General features: G+C 34.4%; 20 protein-coding genes. 13 read left to right on the top strand and 7 right to left on the bottom strand.

Annotated features, from left to right (window positions below; genetic code table 11):
• Positions 1–3 precede the first annotated feature (3 nt).
• Both J3U74_RS03755 and J3U74_RS03750 read right to left on the bottom strand, forming a co-directional pair.
• Positions 4–981, bottom strand: coding sequence for a glycosyltransferase family 8 protein (locus J3U74_RS03755; protein ID WP_267328719.1), 978 nt, complete (start codon positions 979–981; stop codon positions 4–6).
• Positions 982–1,063: 82 nt separating this feature from the next.
• A complete protein-coding gene (locus J3U74_RS03750) occupies positions 1,064–1,999 on the bottom strand; it encodes a capsular polysaccharide synthesis protein (RefSeq protein ID WP_267328720.1) in 936 nt (311 codons plus the stop codon).
• A gap of 139 nt (positions 2,000–2,138) precedes the next feature.
• Here J3U74_RS03750 and J3U74_RS03745 point away from each other — a divergent pair, with 139 nt between their 5' ends.
• Positions 2,139–3,107, top strand: coding sequence for a glycosyltransferase family 8 protein (locus tag J3U74_RS03745; RefSeq protein WP_267328721.1), 969 nt, complete (start codon positions 2,139–2,141; stop codon positions 3,105–3,107).
• On the opposite strand, the gene J3U74_RS03740 is transcribed toward J3U74_RS03745, so the two are convergent.
• On the bottom strand, positions 3,104–4,060 hold the full coding sequence (locus J3U74_RS03740) for a glycosyltransferase family 8 protein (RefSeq protein WP_267328722.1): 957 nt from the start codon (positions 4,058–4,060) through the stop codon (positions 3,104–3,106). The genes J3U74_RS03745 and J3U74_RS03740 overlap by 4 nt on opposite strands.
• A 151-nt stretch (positions 4,061–4,211) precedes the next feature.
• Between J3U74_RS03740 and J3U74_RS03735 the strand changes: the two genes are divergently transcribed.
• From J3U74_RS03735 to tsaB, 4 genes are all read left to right on the top strand, one after another.
• Complete coding sequence (locus tag J3U74_RS03735; RefSeq protein WP_267328723.1) at positions 4,212–5,189, top strand: glycosyltransferase family 8 protein; 978 nt, start codon at positions 4,212–4,214, stop codon at positions 5,187–5,189.
• A 10-nt stretch (positions 5,190–5,199) separates the two neighbouring features.
• Positions 5,200–6,174 (top strand): glycosyltransferase family 8 protein, encoded by a 975-nt coding sequence (locus J3U74_RS03730; RefSeq protein ID WP_267328724.1) that lies wholly within the window; start codon positions 5,200–5,202, stop codon positions 6,172–6,174.
• A gap of 349 nt (positions 6,175–6,523) precedes the next feature.
• Positions 6,524–8,428 carry an ATP-dependent DNA helicase gene (locus J3U74_RS03725; protein WP_220219232.1) on the top strand — a complete coding sequence of 635 codons (1,905 nt, stop codon included), beginning with the start codon at positions 6,524–6,526 and terminating at the stop codon, positions 8,426–8,428.
• 27 nt (positions 8,429–8,455) lie between these two features.
• On the top strand, positions 8,456–9,136 hold the full coding sequence (gene tsaB / locus J3U74_RS03720) for a tRNA (adenosine(37)-N6)-threonylcarbamoyltransferase complex dimerization subunit type 1 TsaB (RefSeq protein ID WP_267328725.1): 681 nt from the start codon (positions 8,456–8,458) through the stop codon (positions 9,134–9,136).
• Positions 9,137–9,184: 48 nt separating this feature from the next.
• Here tsaB and J3U74_RS03715 read toward each other — a convergent pair whose 3' ends face one another.
• Positions 9,185–9,451: a GrxA family glutaredoxin gene (locus J3U74_RS03715; RefSeq protein ID WP_034912061.1), complete on the bottom strand. Its 267-nt coding sequence runs from the start codon at positions 9,449–9,451 to the stop codon at positions 9,185–9,187.
• A 366-nt stretch (positions 9,452–9,817) separates the two neighbouring features.
• Between J3U74_RS03715 and J3U74_RS03710 the strand changes: the two genes are divergently transcribed.
• The 4 genes from J3U74_RS03710 to J3U74_RS03695 all read left to right on the top strand — a co-directional run bounded on the left by J3U74_RS03710 (position 9,818) and on the right by J3U74_RS03695 (position 12,734).
• Entirely contained in the window at positions 9,818–10,510 is a 693-nt protein-coding gene (locus tag J3U74_RS03710) for a hypothetical protein (RefSeq protein ID WP_267328726.1), read from the top strand.
• Positions 10,511–10,568: 58 nt separating this feature from the next.
• Positions 10,569–11,417 carry a bifunctional methylenetetrahydrofolate dehydrogenase/methenyltetrahydrofolate cyclohydrolase FolD gene (folD, locus tag J3U74_RS03705; RefSeq protein WP_220219235.1) on the top strand — a complete coding sequence of 283 codons (849 nt, stop codon included), beginning with the start codon at positions 10,569–10,571 and terminating at the stop codon, positions 11,415–11,417.
• An 80-nt stretch (positions 11,418–11,497) separates the two neighbouring features.
• On the top strand, positions 11,498–11,989 hold the full coding sequence (gene ppiB / locus J3U74_RS03700) for a peptidylprolyl isomerase B (protein WP_267328727.1): 492 nt from the start codon (positions 11,498–11,500) through the stop codon (positions 11,987–11,989).
• Entirely contained in the window at positions 11,982–12,734 is a 753-nt protein-coding gene (locus J3U74_RS03695) for a UDP-2,3-diacylglucosamine diphosphatase (RefSeq protein ID WP_267328728.1), read from the top strand. Before ppiB ends, J3U74_RS03695 begins: the two co-directional genes overlap by 8 nt.
• On the opposite strand, the gene modC is transcribed toward J3U74_RS03695, so the two are convergent.
• Genes modC through modA form a run of 3 tightly spaced genes read right to left on the bottom strand, consistent with a single transcriptional unit; the run spans position 12,713 to position 14,853 of the window.
• Positions 12,713–13,393 carry a molybdenum ABC transporter ATP-binding protein gene (gene modC, locus J3U74_RS03690; protein ID WP_267328729.1) on the bottom strand — a complete coding sequence of 227 codons (681 nt, stop codon included), beginning with the start codon at positions 13,391–13,393 and terminating at the stop codon, positions 12,713–12,715. The two genes, J3U74_RS03695 and modC, sit on opposite strands and share 22 nt — an antisense overlap.
• 6 nt (positions 13,394–13,399) lie before the next feature.
• Entirely contained in the window at positions 13,400–14,089 is a 690-nt protein-coding gene (gene modB, locus J3U74_RS03685; protein WP_220219239.1) for a molybdate ABC transporter permease subunit, read from the bottom strand.
• Between the two features lie 11 nt (positions 14,090–14,100).
• Positions 14,101–14,853, bottom strand: a complete 753-nt coding sequence (gene modA / locus J3U74_RS03680; RefSeq protein WP_267328730.1) for a molybdate ABC transporter substrate-binding protein — start codon at positions 14,851–14,853, stop codon at positions 14,101–14,103.
• Between the two features lie 288 nt (positions 14,854–15,141).
• On the opposite strand from modA, the gene J3U74_RS03675 reads away from it, so the two are divergent.
• The 4 genes from J3U74_RS03675 to J3U74_RS03660 all read left to right on the top strand — a co-directional run bounded on the left by J3U74_RS03675 (position 15,142) and on the right by J3U74_RS03660 (position 20,169).
• The gene (locus J3U74_RS03675) at positions 15,142–15,918 is read left to right on the top strand and encodes a TOBE domain-containing protein (protein ID WP_267328731.1); all 777 of its coding nucleotides are present in this window, start codon (positions 15,142–15,144) and stop codon (positions 15,916–15,918) included.
• A gap of 15 nt (positions 15,919–15,933) precedes the next feature.
• Positions 15,934–17,394, top strand: coding sequence for a molybdate ABC transporter ATP-binding protein ModF (gene modF, locus J3U74_RS03670; RefSeq protein WP_267328732.1), 1,461 nt, complete (start codon positions 15,934–15,936; stop codon positions 17,392–17,394).
• A 395-nt stretch (positions 17,395–17,789) separates the two neighbouring features.
• Complete coding sequence (gene uvrB / locus J3U74_RS03665) at positions 17,790–19,793, top strand: excinuclease ABC subunit UvrB (protein ID WP_267328733.1); 2,004 nt, start codon at positions 17,790–17,792, stop codon at positions 19,791–19,793.
• A gap of 25 nt (positions 19,794–19,818) precedes the next feature.
• Positions 19,819–20,169 (top strand): RidA family protein, encoded by a 351-nt coding sequence (locus J3U74_RS03660; RefSeq protein WP_220219623.1) that lies wholly within the window; start codon positions 19,819–19,821, stop codon positions 20,167–20,169.
• Positions 20,170–20,222 lie beyond the last annotated feature (53 nt).

The raw sequence follows: 20,222 nt of genomic DNA, 5'->3' as shown, positions 1-20,222 counted from the left end.
CTTTTATTTATTATTATAAAATTTGTATATCAAATATATGATATAGTAATAAAAAGCTGATGTATACTTACCTAGATTCATCAAATACTTCGCATAATTTCTTACAGAAGAACTATTACCACTTAAAGGCAATTCTACATCTTTCCATGGCGATTGCTGTAAATAGTGCTGGAAAATTTCCGACTGGTAAACTTTATACCAAGGCTTGTTTTGTGAGATATAATGTAATACCACCGTATAAGGTTTTATATTTTTTTCTTGATGCGCGTCAATAGAAATCTTTATTTTAGTATTGAACTTAATAGGTAATAATAAAGTTTTCTTTTCCAACAAAATATTTAAGACATCTTGATCAGCAAATTTATAAACATTACCGTCATTAATCAAATTTAGCGCTTTTTCGGTAATGCCCGCTTCACACCAATTTTTAGTGTTAATTAATAATACACCCGCATTAAAATATTTGCTTGAATCTAAACTATACATTTTGCTGATTGCTTCTTGCATATCTTTGCTATCGCTTATTACGCCGGCTATATAATCATCAATATTATAATTAGCAAGGGGTACTAATGATTTCAAGCAAATCGTGTCGCTATCAAGGTAAATGACTTTATCAGTTACTGAATTTAACAATTCCGGTATGATAAAACGAATACATGTTGAAGCATTCGAAATATGAAGAACTAAAGTTTTAGGATTTATGACAAAATTATTATTAATCCTATAAGTTGTAATTGTAATTCGATCTCCGGCTAGCTGTTTAAATTTTTCAATATTTGATTCGCTTACTTGATCAATAAATAAATGAAAGTGCAAATTAACATCTAAAGTATTATTAATTACTGAAGTGATCGTTATGCCAGCTGGCATAGCATAATTATCATCGAATCCTAAAGCAATGTGTAAAGTTGAAAAATTTGGGTTTGAGGCTTTAGCAATAGTCTCAGTTGATGCAATGAAGCTTTGTATATTATACATATCAATAAATTATTAATAGTTATTTATCGTTATTATATCCTAAAATCAATAGCTAAAAAATAAGATTAGGAGCAAGAAAGATTTAATAAAACAGATCTTTTTCTTTAAAAAACCTATCTAAAAATGAGCCATTAACTTTATCTTTATAACGATAGGTTAATTTATGTATAGAAGATTTATTTTTTATTTCTTCTAATTTTTCTAAGCAAAAGTCTTCATTAAAAGATAATTGCATTAGGTGAGTAGGTTCTTCAATTAAATTAATTGAGGCATTCCATTCATCTGCTAAACATTTGTGCTCATCAATGAGGCATCTAAAAATAAAATATATTAGAAAGTAATCAATAATTTTATCTTCATTTTTCCAATAATCAAAAAGGGCGTTTCTCACACTACACATTAAGTTATTATTAGGTTGAGAATGCATAAACCAACTAGCAAATGCCAGATATGTGTGGCAATCAAACCAAGCACTGTCTTTAGTAATGCGAAAAGCAAAAAAATTGGATTGAAGAATTTGGGGTGGTATCTTATGAGTTAATAAAACTGTCGCATCAATCCAAGTACCGCCATATTTTGCCAATAAGCAAACTCGAATAATATCTGATAAATGTACTGGCGTGATAATGCCTTTTTTATATTTTTCAATGATATATTCTGGCAACTCAATATAATCAAGATAATTTTCTTCTGTTAGCCGAATAATTTTACGGTCGCCAGCATACTTTTCCACGCTTTCGAAACACAATTTAACAATATTTGGTGCGCTAGCTTCACCTTGAAACCAAATTTGCCATATCGGTAATTGCTCCGGAGGGGTAAAAGCTGCTTCGCAATTGATTTGAGCAGTATGACTACAATATTTAACAATATGATCATAAAATTCTTTCTGCTTACGATAAGGCAGATTAAAAACTTCGTTTTTTAGGTAATTTTTAACTTTTTTTCTAACCGGAGATAGAAAAATAGGAAAAGTTATGATTTTTATTATTTCTTTTGTAACTTTGTATGATAGCATGGTTTCAAATGTTCACTTTATATTCTAAAATATTAGCACAATGTAAAAATCCTTTCTATAAATTATCAATTTATTTTAAACGATTATTTATAAGTGGTAAGAACTTTATTCAGATAGAAAAATTAATTGAGAATGATGTATGTTTGATTGGAAGAAATTTGTAAATAAAATGGAGACTTTTTCAGAAAGTAATGAACCAAATTCAAATATGTTGCACATAGCATTAGCCTTTGATGATAATTATGCAATGCCTGCTGGGGTAACAATAACTTCTGTGATAAAAAACAATAGCTCTTCATGTTTTTGTTTTCATCTTTTAGTCGATAATGTTTCATTAGAAAATATAGCTAAGTTTAAAGAATTAGTTAATCAACAAGTCACTATTAAAATCTATTATTTAAATGATAATTTTGAAATTAATCCCAATACATTAGTACTTGGTTATTTATCAGCTGTATCCTGTGTTCGTTTTATTTTACCGGCTTTATTGTATTCACAAACTAAGAAATTTCTCTATATCGATAGTGATATTCTTTGTTTGAAGCCTATTTCAGAATTATATAATACTGATATTTCAAATTATGTTGCTGCGGTGATATCCGATGATAAGCCGATGCAAAACAAAATAAAGCAATTATATAATATTGATTCTGAAAGATACTTTAATTCAGGAGTTTTATTGATAAATTCTGAAAAATGGATGCAAGATGATCTTACTAATAAATGTATTGAGAAGGTCAACGACGGAAATATTTATCACTTTGCCGATCAGGATGTTTTAAATATTTTGCTAGAGAATAAAACATTATTATTACCTATCAAATATAATACTAAAATTCATATTACTTTCCCTTGTAATGAAGAAAAAGCGATAGCACCTTACACCGTGTTATTACACTATGTTACTGGATACAAGCCATGGTATCAGACATTTAACTCTCAGTTATTTCAAAGCTATCATGCTCTATCGCCTTGGAACAATACTCCTCGACCGCTTGCATTAAAGAAATCATGGTTACGCAATTATGCAAAACACTGTTTCAAAGAAAAACAATTTAGCTTATCGATTAAATTCTATTATTTATATTTGTTAAGAAAACTAGTTTAATTATTTTTCACTATTTTTAACTTAATATAAGTAAGAAAATACTTTAGGCTTGTAAAAAATTGCCCTTTCTTAAAAAAGGACTTAGCATAAATACGATAATCATTAACCCGCATTTTATGCTTATAACTTTTAAGAGGGGTATTTGCCCAAGGGGTGAAGTATTTATAAAAATTATACAAATTTTGTGCAAGTCCGGTGTGTTCTTGATACCACATTTTCCTTGCACCAGTGAAATGAATTATGCACGGTAAAGACGCTTTATCGTAAAAAAATGTCTCTTTTTGCTTATCATTCATCCAGGTAAATAAATAATTCCATTTTGGATCTATCCATAGAACTTGATTTTCTAATACGATATTTAAAGCATCTTGATCAGGATAGACTAGATTTTTGTTTTCAGAAGAAAGTAGTATCTGATTAACTTTGTTTTCAATATCAAACTCAATCCACTTATGAACATTAATATATAAAAGGCCTGAGTTAAAATATTTGGTTGAATTAAGTTGAAGTCTTTCCTGATTTTTCAACATATTTTGTTTATCCAATGAATCGGGCGTTACAGCACATATCACTGAATCTATATTGATATCTAAAATTGAAGAAATATCAGCAAAACATAAAGTATCGGCATCAAGATAAATGAATTTATCAACAATACCATTTAATAGTCTGGGAACTGATAGTCGTATATACATCGACCGATTGATATGTTTGACTTTGTTATTTTGAGTATCAGAATATTTTGTCAACTCCTCTACAGGAATTGAATATAGCGTAATTGAAGAGCTAAGTTGTTGTAACTTCTGTTGTTCCTCTTGCGAAACATCATACAAAAAAACATGAAAATGAATATTATTATTGAGATTATTATGTACTATAGAGCTTATCGACACGCCTACATGTTCAAGATAATTTGAATCAGTACAATATGCGATATTAATAATATTATTCATTTCAGACACTCTTAAATAACTTATTATGATATTTAGTCATTACCCAATTAATATGTCAATATAAAATTGATTATTACTTCATTGTTTAATTTAACGTATGTTACAATGTTATTTCAAATTTTCTAAAATCATCCTTAAATATTAGTAAAAAATGAAAGAAAATCTTTTTATCAAAAAAATCACTACATTATTTGAAAATGCTCAAGCATCTTTAGAAACCACACATATTGCATTTTGTTTTGATGACAATTATGCAATGCCAGCAGGAATAGCGATGTCTTCGGTTATCTCAAATAATTTGGATAAGAATCTGGTATTCCATTTGTTTGCTAATAATGTAACTAATGAAAAAATATCAAGATTTAATCAACTAAACAACGATAATGTTAGCATAATTTGTTATGAAATTGGGGATGATTTTTCGATTAATCCTGATACATTAGTATTGCATGTATCAGCCTCAACCTGCTTACGATTTGTCGTTCCTCAGATATTAAATAAAGTGACTTCGCGAGTTTTATATTTAGATTGCGATGTACTTTGTACAAATAATCTCAATGAATTAATTCACACTGACTTAAGTGATAAATATGCAGCAGTAGTACCTGATGTTGATAAAACACAGGAAAAGCAATGCCCAGCTTGTGATATCCCTTACGGTGAATATTTTAATGCCGGAATGATCTATATTAATACTGATATGTGGGTAGATAATAATCTTACCGATAAAGCGTTTGCTATGATAAATAGCGGTAAAGTATATAAGTTTGCTGATCAAGATGTATTAAATATTTTGATGCAAGGTAAAACAGTATTTTTACCTAAACGTTTTAATATTCTTACCTCATTAACGGTAGGCGGAAAAGAAGATAGTGTGATTGGCAATGATGCGGTGATAATTCATTATGTCACTGGCAATAAACCATGGTACCAATTATATTTAACACCACTTTATCAACGATATTTGTCATCCTCACCGTGGGCAAACGATAAATTGTTAGTAGCGAATGAAAATGCACCTTCTACAACCAGACGATATGCAAAATTACTTGCCAGTCAACACAAATATTTTGCCGCTATTAAATATTATCTCCTTTATCTAAAACATAAAGCTTGTAAAAAACATTAAGGGTTAGATTGTGATTAATGTTGATGCATTTATTAATAAAAAAAATGAATTATTGTCTTGTGTTTTTTCAGATGCTAAACACGTATTGCATATTCTTTTATGTTTTGATGATAACTACGCTTTATCTGCTGGAGTCGATATTATTTCGGTTATTGAAAATAATCAAAAACAGCCAATTCATTTTCATCTTTTTACCCATAATCTAAATGATGAAAATAGAAAGAAACTCTCTCTTATCAAAGCTAATGATGTTGCTATAACTGAATATGTGATTAATGATCAGTTTAAAATTGATAAAAAAAATACCGAACAATTTCCTATTGCCGCTTGCGTAAGATTGATAGCGCCAATGATCTTAAAAGATATTGCTACCAAATTATTGTATATTGATAGTGATACGCTTTGTATTAACAAATTGGATTTAATTGAACAAATTAATTTAGATTCTATTATTGTAGCAGCTGTTGCTGATATGCCCTATATGCAACAATCGCAATGCGCTAAATATGATGTTATATTTGGCACGTATTTCAATTCAGGTGTTATGTTAATTAATGTGCCGCTTTGGTGTCAGCAAGATATCACATCTAAGACATTAAAACTTTTAAATAGTGGTGAAAAATACCAATTTCCTGATCAAGATGTGTTAAATATTGCTATTGGTGAAAAAAGATTTATCTTGCCGCAAAAGTATAATAATTTGCTTGCATTATCGGTTAATGGTAATGAAGATGCCAATGTGCCACAAGATACGGTTCTTATCCATTACATCACTAAAAATAAGCCATGGCATCAGCCATATCGCTCCAGATTGTTTGACAACTATTTAGAACAATCCCCATGGCGAAATGATTGTTTACCACTTTATTGTGCAAAGAAAACCTCATCAATACGGGCTTACTCTCGATTGATGTTTAAACAAAACAAATATTTGTCCGGGATAGGTCACTATTTGATCTATTTAAAAACCAAATTGCTGAAATAAAATGCGATTCTCTCTCTGAGAAAAATTAATTGAAATATTAAACAATATTGGCTTATCCAAACGTTTATGATTTAACGATTAATCATCTTTCAGTAATATTTAATCAATTGATTATTTTGCATAAAATTATGATTTAGTCGATGTGTAAACTAATCCTGTATATCTTTTTCTTTCAGTTATTGGTATAGTATGCCACTTATTTAAGTGGTTAATTGTTTCAATTCTATAAAATAAATTCATATCAGCATAAATGAACGTACTCAACTTTCATTGCGTTTTAATATTCCTAAATAGATTTTCTTATTTTGATTAATGTGTTGAATTTATCTTTTTATCAGGTGCATGTTAAGTGATTGATGATTTTGCAGAAAATGGTTTACTGGCTAAAGCGATAGACGGCTTTGTGGCAAGAGAGCCACAACGCAACATGGCGAGTAAAGTTTCCGAATCGATAGAAAAACAGCATGCTCTTGTGGTTGAAGCAGGTACCGGAACGGGTAAAACTTTCGCTTATCTTGTACCTGCCTTGCGCAGTGAAAAGAAAGTGATACTTTCAACAGGATCTAAAAATTTACAAGAACAACTATTTAGTAAAGATCTACCGATTATCAAAAAGGCATTAAATTACACGGGTAAAATATCGTTACTGAAAGGGAGATCGAACTATCTTTGTTTAGAACGTTTGTATCATCAATATGCCGCCGCCGGTGATCTCAATAAAGATTTACGTGTTGATTTGGCTAGGGTCAAAAACTGGTCGATTAAAACCAAAGATGGCGATATCAGTAAATGCACCACGGTTACTGAGGATAATCCGATTTGGCCTATTTTAACCAGCACTAATGATAGTTGTCTTGGAAGTGATTGTGAACATTATAACGATTGCTATGTCGTCAAAGCCCGGAAGCGAGCATTAAATGCGGATGTTGTTGTTGTCAATCATCATCTATTTTTAGCGGATGTGGTAGTAAAAGACACCGGATTTGGCGAACTCATACCTAAAGCTGATGTGATGATTTTTGATGAAGCGCATCAACTTCCAGATTTAGCTTGTCATTATTTCGGCGAACAATTAACAAGTAGACAACTTTTTGATTTAGCCAAAGAAATTACCCTTTGTTATCGCACCGAAGTCAAAGACATGGCTCAACTACAACAGTGTGCAGATAAACTTCAAAAATGCACTCAAGATTTACGGTTAGTCATTAATCAGCAAGCACCCAAAGGTAATTTACGTACTTTATTTAATCAACCTGCTGTAAAACAAGAATTATCTTATCTTTTTGATGCGCTAAACTTTTGTCACGAAGTGATGTTATTAGCTATTGGTCGTTCTTCAACGCTCGATAACTGTTTTGATAGAGTAAGCCAATATACTTTGCTGTTAAAACGACTTCAAGAGATCAACACCACCGGCTATAGTTATTGGTATGAAAGTAGTCTTAACTACTTTCTCTTTGCATTAACACCATTATCGGTTGCTGATAAGTTCACCGAATTATTAGCGGAACGAAAAGGCAGTTGGATATTTACCTCTGCTACTTTGTCAGTCAATAATCAATTAGATTATTTTACTAAACGTTTAGGCTTAACCAATGCTGACTCATTAATATTAGAAAGCCCTTTTGATTATGCTCATCAAACCATAATGTGTGTGCCTCGCTATATTCCTTCACCTAATGAACAAGGTAATGCGGAAAAACTGGTCAATATTCTATTGCCGGTGATTGAAGCAAATAATGGGCGATGTTTCTTTTTATGTACCTCTTATGCAATGATGAATGCATTGGCTAAGCAGTTTAGAGAGCTGACCCAATTACCTGTACTGGTTCAAGGTGAAACCAGCAAAGTAAAATTATTAGATCAGTTTGTTGCCAGCGGTAATGCACTGTTAATCGCTACCAGTAGCTTTTGGGAGGGGATAGATGTTAGAGGCGATACCCTATCATGTGTTATCATAGATAAGTTACCATTTACATCTCCGGACGATCCACTTATTAAAGCGCGTATGGAGGATTGTCAAATGCAAGGTGGCGATGCGTTTAATGATGTACAACTACCAGAAGCGGTGATCACCTTAAAACAAGGTGTCGGGCGCTTGATACGTCACCATAATGATCGTGGTGCAATTATTATTTGTGATAATCGTCTGGTCATGCGACCATACGGTGCAACATTTATTAATAGTTTACCGCCTTCACCCAGAACACGAGATATAAATAAAGTAATTAATTTCTTATTATCAAAGAACTAACAAAAGACAAAAATTTTTGGGAAAAAAATGAGTACTATATTAGCAATTGATACTTCAACTGAAGCTTGTTCGGTCGCTTTACTTTATCGTAATGAAATCACTTCAGATTTTATGATCTCAGCCAGAGACCATACTAAGCAAATACTCCCTATGGTAGATAAAATATTGCACCAATCTGACTGCTCACTCTCCCAAGTTGATGCTATTGCTTTTGGCCAAGGCCCCGGAAGTTTTACCGGTGTTCGAATTGGCATTGGGGTTGCCCAAGGTTTAGCATTGGGGCTTGATAAACCAATGATAGGCGTATCAACGTTAATGACTTTAGCTCAAGGGGCATATCGTAACAAACAAGCAACCGATGTAATTGCAGCAATCGATGCCAGAATGAACGAGGTCTACTTAGGACAATACCATTATATCGATGATCAATGGCAAGCGGTTATCACTCCTTGCGTTGTTGCACCTGAAAAAGTCGGTGACAAAATACAAACGATAACCAGCTCAACTTATTGTGCAGGTACTGGCTGGCAAACTTATCCGGATATGTTAACGAACATTAAACAAAGTGATGTTTTACTGCCCGATGCTCAAGATTTGATTGTCATTGCTGAACAAAAATGGCAAAACAATGAGTGGGTAAATGTACAGGATGCTGAACCCACCTATTTACGAAACGAAGTGACATGGAAAAAGTTACCGGGGCGATAAAAAAAGCCACAATTAAGTGGCTTTTAAATAGAATTTGATGATGAAAGATTACTCTTTGAAAAGACCTAAATGCTCTTTAGCATAAGCTTCAAAGTCAGTGCATCCACCAATTGGTTTTTCATCAATAAAGATTTGTGGCACAGTTTCAACTGGCTTGCCCACACTTTTAGAAAGATCTTCTTTAGTAATGCCTTCTGCATTAATGTCGACATAACGATAAGAAAAATCATCACGTTCTTGCGATAATTTTTCGGCTAACTCTTTCGCTCGTACGCAATACGGACAGCCTTGACGACCAAAAATTACAGTATACATTTGTCACCTCTTTCATTGATATTAATGATATGTTCACTATACTTTAGTTTTAAAGAAAAAAAAGTTGTTAAACATATTTGTTTAAATAGATTATATCTATTGATAATCAAATTGGAAAGTTAAAAAGGCTTTAAGGTGGATCACCAAAATTAGATTGCTTATTTTTTCATATATTTCATCGCACTTTTGAAACAGCCAGCAACATTATTTTTATAATATGATTATATTATTAGAGAATAAAGACTGTTTTTTAGTCAGCCTGTTATAACTAAACTTTTCTTGAAATAGCAAAAATAAATATTATTTATTATGCTTATTGATAAGCGAAAGCTATAATCGGTTGCAATTAACTAATTGGATATAAATATGTTAAAAAAAATATTATTAATCGTTTTGTTATTACCCATGAGTGTCTATGCTGCTAAAAAAGAGTGTGCTGTTAAACCCAGTTATGACATCTCTATCAGCAAAGAGAGTGTGCATATTTACAATAAAAAGGATGATTTGATTATTTTGCCAAACGGTAATGTAATATTAAATCAAAAATCGATAACGCCAAATCGTGCCTTACAAAAAAAATTAATCCAATTTCAAAAGGATTTTCGGATTCAGCTACCTAAGCTTGAACAACAATCTTTAGACCTTTTACTTGAGATAAAGACAAGTTTTGATCAAGCTATAGTAAATCAATTAAGTGATGATAGTGAGCTGAAAAGTGAATTAAATAAATTGTATAAACGCTTGGTCAAGTTGCTTCATACTGCCATTATCACTGAACAAGGTAATACTCAATTTCACTTTGAAAATTTTAATAATCTAAAAAAAGAAGGACAAGATATTGGCGAACGTATTTTTTATAATGTGGTCGGTGGCAGTATTTTGCATTTTAATTTTTTCAAAAATATGGGTGCAATTAAAGAGATTTCCAAAAACGAATGGAAGGCGCAAAAGCCTAAACTTAAAACTTTTGAAGCCAATATTTGTTCAGTTATAACCAATTTTGACCAAAATTATAAACAAATATTGACTGAACTTAACCAATCAACCATAACTGAATAGACATTAATAAAAACTTTTGCGAGAATAATATTTTCAGTAAACATAGAAATGAAGACTTATGAGTGCACAAATAATTGATGGAAAAGCGTTATCGCAACAAATCCGCAATGACATAGCGAGTAAAGTTAAAGCACGTGTTGAAAAAGGATTAACTCCTCCGGGGCTAGCGGTTATACAGGTAGGCTCCGACCCTGCATCTAAAATTTATGTCAGCAATAAGCAAAAAGCTTGTGATGATGTTGGTTTTGCTTCATTTGCTTATGATTTTCCAAGCTCTACAACAGCTGATTTATTAGCGCTAATTGATGAACTTAATCAACGTCCTGAGGTACATGGTATTTTAGTTCAACTCCCATTACCGGACAATATTGATAAAACTAAGGTGCTTGAACGCATAGATCCACGTAAAGATGTCGATGGTTTTCACCCTTATAATATTGGTCATTTATTACAGCGAGACCCTATTTTACGCCCATGCACCCCTTATGGTGTTGTTAAGATGTTAGAATCAACCGGAGTAAACCTATCGGGTCTTAATGCAACGGTAGTGGGTGCCTCAAGTATCGTTGGGCGCCCAATGGCACTGGAGTTATTATTGTTAGGATGTACAACAACTATCACTCATTCTCGCACTGTTGATTTAGCAAAACATGTCAGCAATGCTGATATTGTTGTTGCCGGAGTGGGAATTGCCAATTACGTGAAAGGCGAATGGATTAAGCCGGGTGCAATTGTTATTGATGTTGGTATTAACCGATTAGCCAATGGTAAATTGGTGGGGGATGTCGAGTTTGACGAAGCTGCTAAACGTGCAGGTTGGATTACCCCAGTTCCAGGTGGAGTCGGCCCAATGACGGTAGCGATGTTGATGAGTAATACATTCGAAGCTTGTGAAAAGTTTAGTTAGTCGATAGGGCAATACCATGTCACAAGATTTCAGATTTTTTAGATGTAAAATAAAATAAAAATGAAAATAAGGAACATTTTATGGTTATATTTCACACTTCATACGGTGATATCAAAATTAAAACCCATGAAGATAAAGCACCGGAAACGGTAAAAAATTTTATTGAATACTGCAAAGAGGGTTTTTACGATAATACAATCTTCCACCGAGTGATTAATAATTTCATGATTCAAGGTGGTGGTTTCGGGCCGGATATGCAACAAAAGAAAACCAAAGCGCCAATCAAAAACGAAGCTGATAATGGTTTAAAAAATAATCGTGGTACATTAGCTATGGCGCGTACTTCTGATCCACATTCTGCTACGGCGCAATTTTTTATCAATGTGGTCGATAATGACTACCTCAATTACCGTTCATCTGATGTCAATGGCTATGGCTACTGCGTTTTTGCGGAAGTTGTAGACGGTATGGATGTCGTTGATAAAATTAAAGCTGTCAAAACAGGGCGTTCCGGTATGCATTCTGATGTTCCTGTGGAAGAGGTTTTAATCAAGAGTGTTACGGTTGAATAATCCAACACGCTATTTTATTGCAGATATTCATCTTGCTGACAATACATCTGCCTGCGGTTGTTTCGATATCACCGCAGGCTTTTTGTCTTTCTTAGAGCAGCTCCCCGATCATTGTGAACTCTACATACTCGGCGATCTATTTGATTATTGGATTGGTGATGATGTCAATACACCGTTACATCAAAAAGTGGCTGACGCATTACAATCTCTGACAGAACGCCATATCAAAAAATTTTTTGTCCATGGTAATCGTGATTTTCTGTTAGGAAAAAAGTACGCCCAATTGTGTGATATGACGATATTGCCTGATGTAAATTGTATTGATAATCAAAACCAAAATATTCTTTTTTTGCATGGCGATCTGCTATGTATTGATGATCGGCAATATCAAAAATTCCGTAAGGTGATGCATAATAAGTGGTTGCAAAAGCTCTTTTTACTGTTACCACGCACGATTCGCACGAAAATCGCCGGAAAATTACGGCAAGAAAGCAGTGCGCATAATCAAGTCAAGTCTGAAAACATTATGGATGTTAACCAGCAAGCGGTTGAAGCAATGATGAAACAGCATAACGCTAATATTATGATACATGGTCATACCCATAAACCTGCTACGCATCACTTTTTAATTAATGGTCGTCAAGCTAGCAGAATCGTTCTAGGCGCTTGGCATGACGGTGTTTCGTACATTAAGCAAGAGAGTAACAGCGAAACTGTATCACTTTATAACCACGCTTTTAAATAATCACTTTGCAATATATCATCAGTTTTTCCAAAATTAAGTAATCGCCCCTGATCTAAAATGACGATTTCATCTGCTATACACTTCACTTCGTTGATATTATGAGTGACATAGATAATAGGTATATTAAAATCACTAACCAATTTGGCAATATAACTCAATAATTCTCTTTTACGTGGCATATCCAATGCTGATAGTGGCTCGTCCATTAGCAGCAATTTGGGATTAGTAAGTAATGCTCGCCCAATGGCAACACGCTGTTTTTCACCGCCTGATAACATTGCTGGATAACGATTTAATAAGGCACTGATGTTAAGCACATCAACAATTTCATCAAATTTGGGTGACTTAATCCCTTTAGCGCCATAGGTCAGATTTTTTGAAACTGTAAAATGGGGAAAAAGCAAAGCATCTTGAAAAACCGTACCGATATCTCGTTTATTCGGTAAGATAAACTGCCGTTGTTCAATATCAACTAATGTTTCATCATTCAGTTGAATAAAGCCCTGATCGGGTTTGATTAACCCGTTAATAAGATTGATTAAGGTGGATTTTCCCGAACCTGAAACGCCTAAAACAGCGGTAACGCCTTGACAGTTTATGGTATGGTTAAATTCAAAAATAAATGAAGAGAGTTGTTTGCTCACTGCTAATTTTAACATAACCGATCACCCTGCCAGCTTCTTTTTATGCCAGCGGTTTAACATTTCAGATAAGAATAGGGCAACCAGTGATAACACTATCGAGATAATGCACAACCTCAGTGCGGCTGATTCACCATTAGGCATTTGCAGCAAGGTATACATAGCTAATGGTAAAGTTCGTGTTTCGCCCTGAATATTTGAGACAAAAGTTATGGTCGCACCAAACTCACCTAAACAGCGAGCAAACCCGAGAACAATACCCATTAAAACACCGGGAAAAGCTAAGGGTAAGGTGATTGTAACAAATACACGTAACGAGCTAGCGCCTAATGTACGTGCTACATTTTCTAAACGAATATCGATAGATTCAATGGCTAAACGTATAGACCGTACCATTAACGGGAAAGCAACCACTGCAGAGGCCAACGCTGCACCTTGCCAATTAAAACTGAAACTAATATGGAAAAAATGATTTAACCACTCGCCAATTACCCCATGACGCCCCATTGTCAAAAGTAACAGATAACCTAACACAACAGGTGGCAAAACTAAAGGTAGATGGACAACGCTATCAAAGAGAGATTTTCCCCAAAATTGACAGCGGGCTAAAATCCAAGCTGTTAAAATGCCTAGTGGCAGACTAAATAAAATTGCCGCACCGGCAACTTTCAAGCTTAGCAGTAAGGTTTGCCATTCAAATTGCGTTAATATCATAATAAAATAGATTATTTAGTGATAAATCCATATTTTTCGAAAATCGCCTTAGCCTGTGGTGATTTTAAGTACTGATAAAAATCATTAGCTTCCGATTTTAACATTGTTATAGGATATTCAATCGATTCAAAAGTATCAGCCGGGAAAGTACCAACAATTTTCACTTTATCACTTACTTTAGCATCCGTACTATAAACAATACCTAAAGCCGCTTCATTGCGTTCAACTAACATTAATGCATCACGGACATTACTGGCAGGGGCAAATTGTGGCGCTAGCTTATCATACACACCTAAATGAGTTAACGACTCTTTAGCATAAAGTCCGGCTGGCACATGTTGAGGATCACCAATAGCTAATCTTTCGCCTTTGGGTAAAATGGCTTGCCAATTAGTATCTTTATTAATATCGACTTGATCAATTTTCGCTTGCTTTGGTGCAATAAGAACTAAACTATTTTTTAATAGATCTTCTTTATTTTTGGTTAACTGATGATCGATAAGATATGTCATCCATTTTTGATCTGCTGACATAAAAATATCGGCTGGGGCACCTTGTTCAATCTGCTTAGCTAAAACTGAAGAGGAAGCAAATGAAAAGACAATTTCTGCATCTTGATGCTCTGCTTTATAGGCTGTAGCAATATCTTGCATAGCATTAGTTAACGAAGCAGCGGCAAAAACCGTTACTTTTTGTGTAGCTAGAGCCGAAAACGACAGTATCAAAGCTGTCAATCCAAAAATAAATCCAGTTAATGTTTTCATTTAATCCCTCACAAATTCCATGATGACAACAATTTAACGATAAAATTGATTAATCACTTAACCACAGCATCGTTATATAAAATAATACATAACGATGCTATCAAAAAAATTTATAAAGTACAATTAAAGATCAATAGTTAATCAAATTGAATAAATAAAACAATATTTACCAAATTATCATATAATGACCAACAACAAGTACAGACTTTGAACCCTAGGCAAAAAGCGTCTAAAATAGATTAATCTGTAGGCAAAAAGTCGCTGTAAAGCTTATCAAGGGTTAGCAAGATGTTCTCGCCAGAAATATTATTAACATTAAAACTCAATCAGCAATTATTTACTGATGCAAGACGTATTGCATTATTAAAAGCGATAGAGCACACTGGCTCTCTAAGTCAGGCGGCAAAATCAATTGGCATTAGCTACAGAACTGCCTGGGATGCTATCAATGAAATCAATCAATTAGCCCCTAAACCTTTTTTGATTACCGCAACTGGTGGTAAAAATGGTGGCGGGACAAAATTAAGCGCTTATGGCGTTAGGTTTATTCAACTTTATGATCTGCTGACACAACTTCAGCATAACGCTTTTCAAATATTAAGTGATGATGAGATACCGCTTGATGATATTTTAAAGACAACGGCAAAATTATCCTTACAAACCAGTGCGCGTAACCAATTATATGGTAGCGTGCAGCAGATTGAAACGAACACTATTGCTGGCTTTATCGATGTTAAGTTGAATGATAAGCAGACAGAATTAAAAGCTTATATCACCCAGCAAAGTATTGAACGATTGAAATTAAGCATTGATAAATCTGTTCTTTTATTAATTAAAGCGCCTTTAATTGAATTTAATGATAGCTACCAAAATTGTTTACTCGGTAAAGTAGAAACAATAACCAAAGAGGGGCAGTGGAGCGAAATTGCTATTTCATTGCCGTCGGGTTTAATGCTCTATGCCAGTAAATTAACCTGTGAAATTGAACCTCTCGCTTTAACGGTAGGCAAACAAATCACGTTATCTATTGATCCCCAACACATTATTGTCGCAACATTAGTTTAGTTTATTGAGGTAGTTATGTTACATATTGAAAATGCACACTATAAAATCAATGATTATAAAGTGTTTATCATCGAATCTTTAACAATCGATAAAGGAACCAGTGTTGCTTTTGTTGGACGTAATGGCAGTGGCAAATCAGTACTGGCAAAAGCGCTAGCTTCTGAACAACCATTATTGTCCGGGCAGGTTAACAATCAATTTAAGTCCTCAGCGCATATCTCTTTTGAACAGCTACAAAAACTGATCGATGAGGAGTGGAAACGTAATAATACCGATATGTTAAGTGAAGGGGAGGATGATACAGGACTCACTACCGCGCAAATTATTCAAGAAAAAACAGTTGATGATAAACTTTGTCAGCAATTAGCAGAACAATTTGGCATTGCTCATCTTTTAGATAGACGTTTTAAATACCTATCTACCGGTGAAACGCGTAAAACCTTAATATGCCGCACATTAATGTCAAAGCCTGAATTATTAATTTTAGATGAGCCATTTGATGGACTGGATCAATTATCCCGAGAAAATTTAGCAGAAAAGTTAAGCGAGTTATCTAAGCAAGGCATTACTATCATATTGATTTTAAATCGCTTTAATGAAATCCCTCTTTTTGTTAACTATATTGGCTTATTAGCCGATTGCCAGCTATTGAAATTTGGACTAAAAGACACAATATTAGACGATGAAACAATAAAACTACTGGCTGATCTTGAAAGTTTGCCTAACGCAGATTTGCCCGATCCCGAGCAATCACCTGCACCGCTATCCGATACCTTAGATCGTATTAATCTGATTAATGGACATGTTCAATATGACGACAAAGTCATCATAGCAGGTTTAAACTGGCAAGTTAAAGCTCATGAAAATTGGCAAATTGTTGGCCCTAATGGTGCGGGTAAGTCAACGTTGTTAAGTTTGGTTACCGGTGATCATCCGCAGGGATATAATAATGATCTGACTTTATTTGGTCGTAAACGGGGAACCGGTGAAACGATTTGGGATATTAAACGTCATATTGGTTATGTGAGTAGCAGTTTACACCTGGATTATCGTGTTAGTTCAAGTGTCAAAAATGTATTAGTTTCCGGCTATTTTGATTCAATTGGCGTATATCAAGCCATTAGTGATAAGCAGTCGAAACTGGCAGATGAGTGGTTATCAATTTTAGGATTAACACAGCAAGCGGATAAACCGTTTCAATCGCTGTCTTGGGGGCAACAACGGCTGGTATTAATTGCTCGAGCACTGGTGAAGCATCCAACCTTATTGATTTTGGATGAGCCTTTACAGGGGCTTGACCATTTGAATCGAGAATTAGTTAAACGCTGGATTGATCGCTTAATCAATAACGGACACACACAATTGTTATTTGTATCACATCATGCCGAGGATGCGCCAAAATGCATCACTCATCGACTAACTTTTGTGCCCAAGGTTGATTTTAGCTATCAATATAAAATTGAAAAATTAAATTAAGTATTTGGTAAAACCTATTGAACCGAAATTGAAAAATAGGAAAAATCATCAAAAAAACTTTTTTGTCATGGTTAAATTTTACCGGAAAAAATGAAAAAAGTTTATAAAGGTTATACTTATGAAGTTATCCCCGATGCCTGTGGATAACTCTGTGAATAGATTATTGAAAAGTGTGCTGACCTCAATGGCTAACAGGTTTTAACTCGGTTTGGTTACAACTTAATCATGAAGTGTGAAATTGTTATATATCAATAAGTTAGCATAAATCAAGTTATCATTTCGTTATTATTCTTATGCGTTTTTATATCAAATGCACAAAAAATATAAGATTTGAAAAGGTCAAGTCTTTTTGGGGATAATTTTTATTAATAGGTAAAATATTAGGTTGCGATGTAATGAGAAAATTTAAATTATGTTCCGATTTCAAACCTGCCGGTGATCAACCAGCAGCAATAAGTAGGATTAATCAAAACCTTGATGACGGAATTGCACATCAAACATTGTTAGGTGTTACAGGTTCAGGTAAAACATTCACCATGGCCAATGTGATAGCTAAACATAATCGCCCAACAATAATTCTTGCGCCAAATAAAACATTAGCAGCGCAACTTTATGGCGAAATGAAAGCTTTCTTCCCTGAAAATGCCGTTGAATATTTTGTGTCTTACTATGATTATTATCAGCCTGAATCGTATGTACCGTCGACAGATACGTTTATTGAAAAAGATGCTTCTATTAATGAGCACATTGAACAAATGCGCCTTTCTGCCACCAAATCACTATTAGAAAGACGTGATGTGGTAATTGTTGCTTCGGTTTCAGCTATTTACGGGTTAGGTGCGCCTGAAACATACATGTCAATGATTTTGCATTTAACTCGAGGAACAATCACCGATCAACGTTCAATCTTAAATCGATTAGCAGAGTTGCAATATACTCGAAATGAACTCGGATTTAGTCGTGGTACGTTTCGGGTGAGAGGCGATGTTATTGATATTTTCCCGGCGGATTCTGATGAACTGGCGGTAAGAGTAGAACTGTTTGATGATGAAGTTGAAAAGATAGTCATGTTCGATCCATTAACTGGCAATAGTATCAATGAAGTGCCGCGCATTACTATTTATCCAAAAACGCACTATGTTACGCCAAGAAATATCATGGATAATGCCATTGCGCAAATTAAGCAAGAGCTTAAAGAGCGTCAAAAGGTGCTATTAGATAATAATCGTCTTTTAGAAGAACAACGATTAACTCAACGTACCTTATTTGATATCGAAATGATGACCGAATTGGGGTACTGTTCCGGGATAGAAAACTATTCCCGCTTTTTGGCACAGCGTAATCCGGGTGATCCGCCAGCAACATTATTTGATTATCTACCCGCTGACGGTTTATTATTTATTGATGAATCGCATGTTGCGATACCGCAGTTAGGGGCTATGTATAATGGTGACCGATCGCGTAAGCTCAATTTGGTTGAGTACGGTTTTCGTCTACCTTCTGCATTAGATAACCGACCATTAAAATTTTCAGAATTTGAAAATATAATGCCGCAAACGATCTATGTATCGGCAACGCCAGCGAAATATGAAATTGAAAAATCTGGTGGAGAGATTATTGAACAGGTGGTTAGACCAACCGGACTACTTGATCCTATTATTGAGGTTAGACCGGTTGCGACTCAGGTCGATGATCTACTATCTGAAATCAAAATCCGGATGCGTAACGATGAACGCGTGCTAGTGACAACCTTAACTAAACGTATGGCAGAAAACTTAACTGATTATCTTTCTGAGCATAATGTTAAAGTTAAATATCTACACTCAGATATCAATACTGTTGAACGAATGGAGATTATTCGTGATTTACGTCTGGGTAAAGTTGATGTTTTAGTGGGTATTAACTTATTACGAGAAGGGCTCGATATTCCTGAAGTTTCCCTTATCGCAATACTTGATGCTGACAGAGAAGGCTTTTTACGTTCGGAAAGTTCATTGATACAAACGGTAGGCCGTGCCGCTCGTAATGTTAATGGTCGAGCAATATTATATGCGGACAAAATTACGCCAGCCATGCAAAAAACCATTGATGAAACCGCTCGTCGTCGTAAAAAACAGGAAGATTTCAACACTGAGCATGGCATAACACCAAAATCAGTCCGTAAAGAGATCAAAGATATTTTAGATGCCGGATTGAGCACGAAAAAATCTACTGCTAAAGTACAGGCCTTTGAACCGGGTAAATCGTATAACTATGTATCGGTGAAAGAAGTTCAAGCAAGAGTCAAAGAGCTTGAAGCGATGATGTACGAAGCAGCACAAAATCTTGAGTTTGAAAAAGCCGGCGTACTACGTGATGAGATAAAACAATTGCGAGCCGATTTTATTAAAGTCTCTTAATTATTCATCAAAAAAGGAAAATATGATGACCATAAAACGAATTGACCCGGCTGATCGCTGGTCTGAAGCGGTGATCCACAATAATGTTATTTATTACACCAGTGTACCGAGTGACTTGATTAATGATGCTTATGCGCAAACCAAAAGCGCATTAGCAGAGATTGATCAAATCTTAGCAAGAGCTAATAGCGACAAATCACAACTTTTAGATGTAACCATTTTTTTAGTGAACAAAAGTGATTTTGCCGCTATGAATAAAGCATGGGATGAATGGGTGGCAAAAGGAAGTGCACCAGTTCGCTGTACCGTACAGGCTGGATTAATGAAAGATGAATACTTAATCGAAATCAAAATTGTTGCCGCAATAAAACCATAATTAAAAAACAACTGCCGCCGGCGGCTGTCGGCGGATATCAACCCTATTGGGCT

It is taken from the genome of Gilliamella sp. B3892, assembly GCF_026536305.1.
GTDB lineage: Bacteria > Pseudomonadota > Gammaproteobacteria > Enterobacterales > Orbaceae > Gilliamella.
Note: the sequence above shows the minus strand (reverse complement) of the source record. Positions and strands in the feature narration are given on the sequence as shown.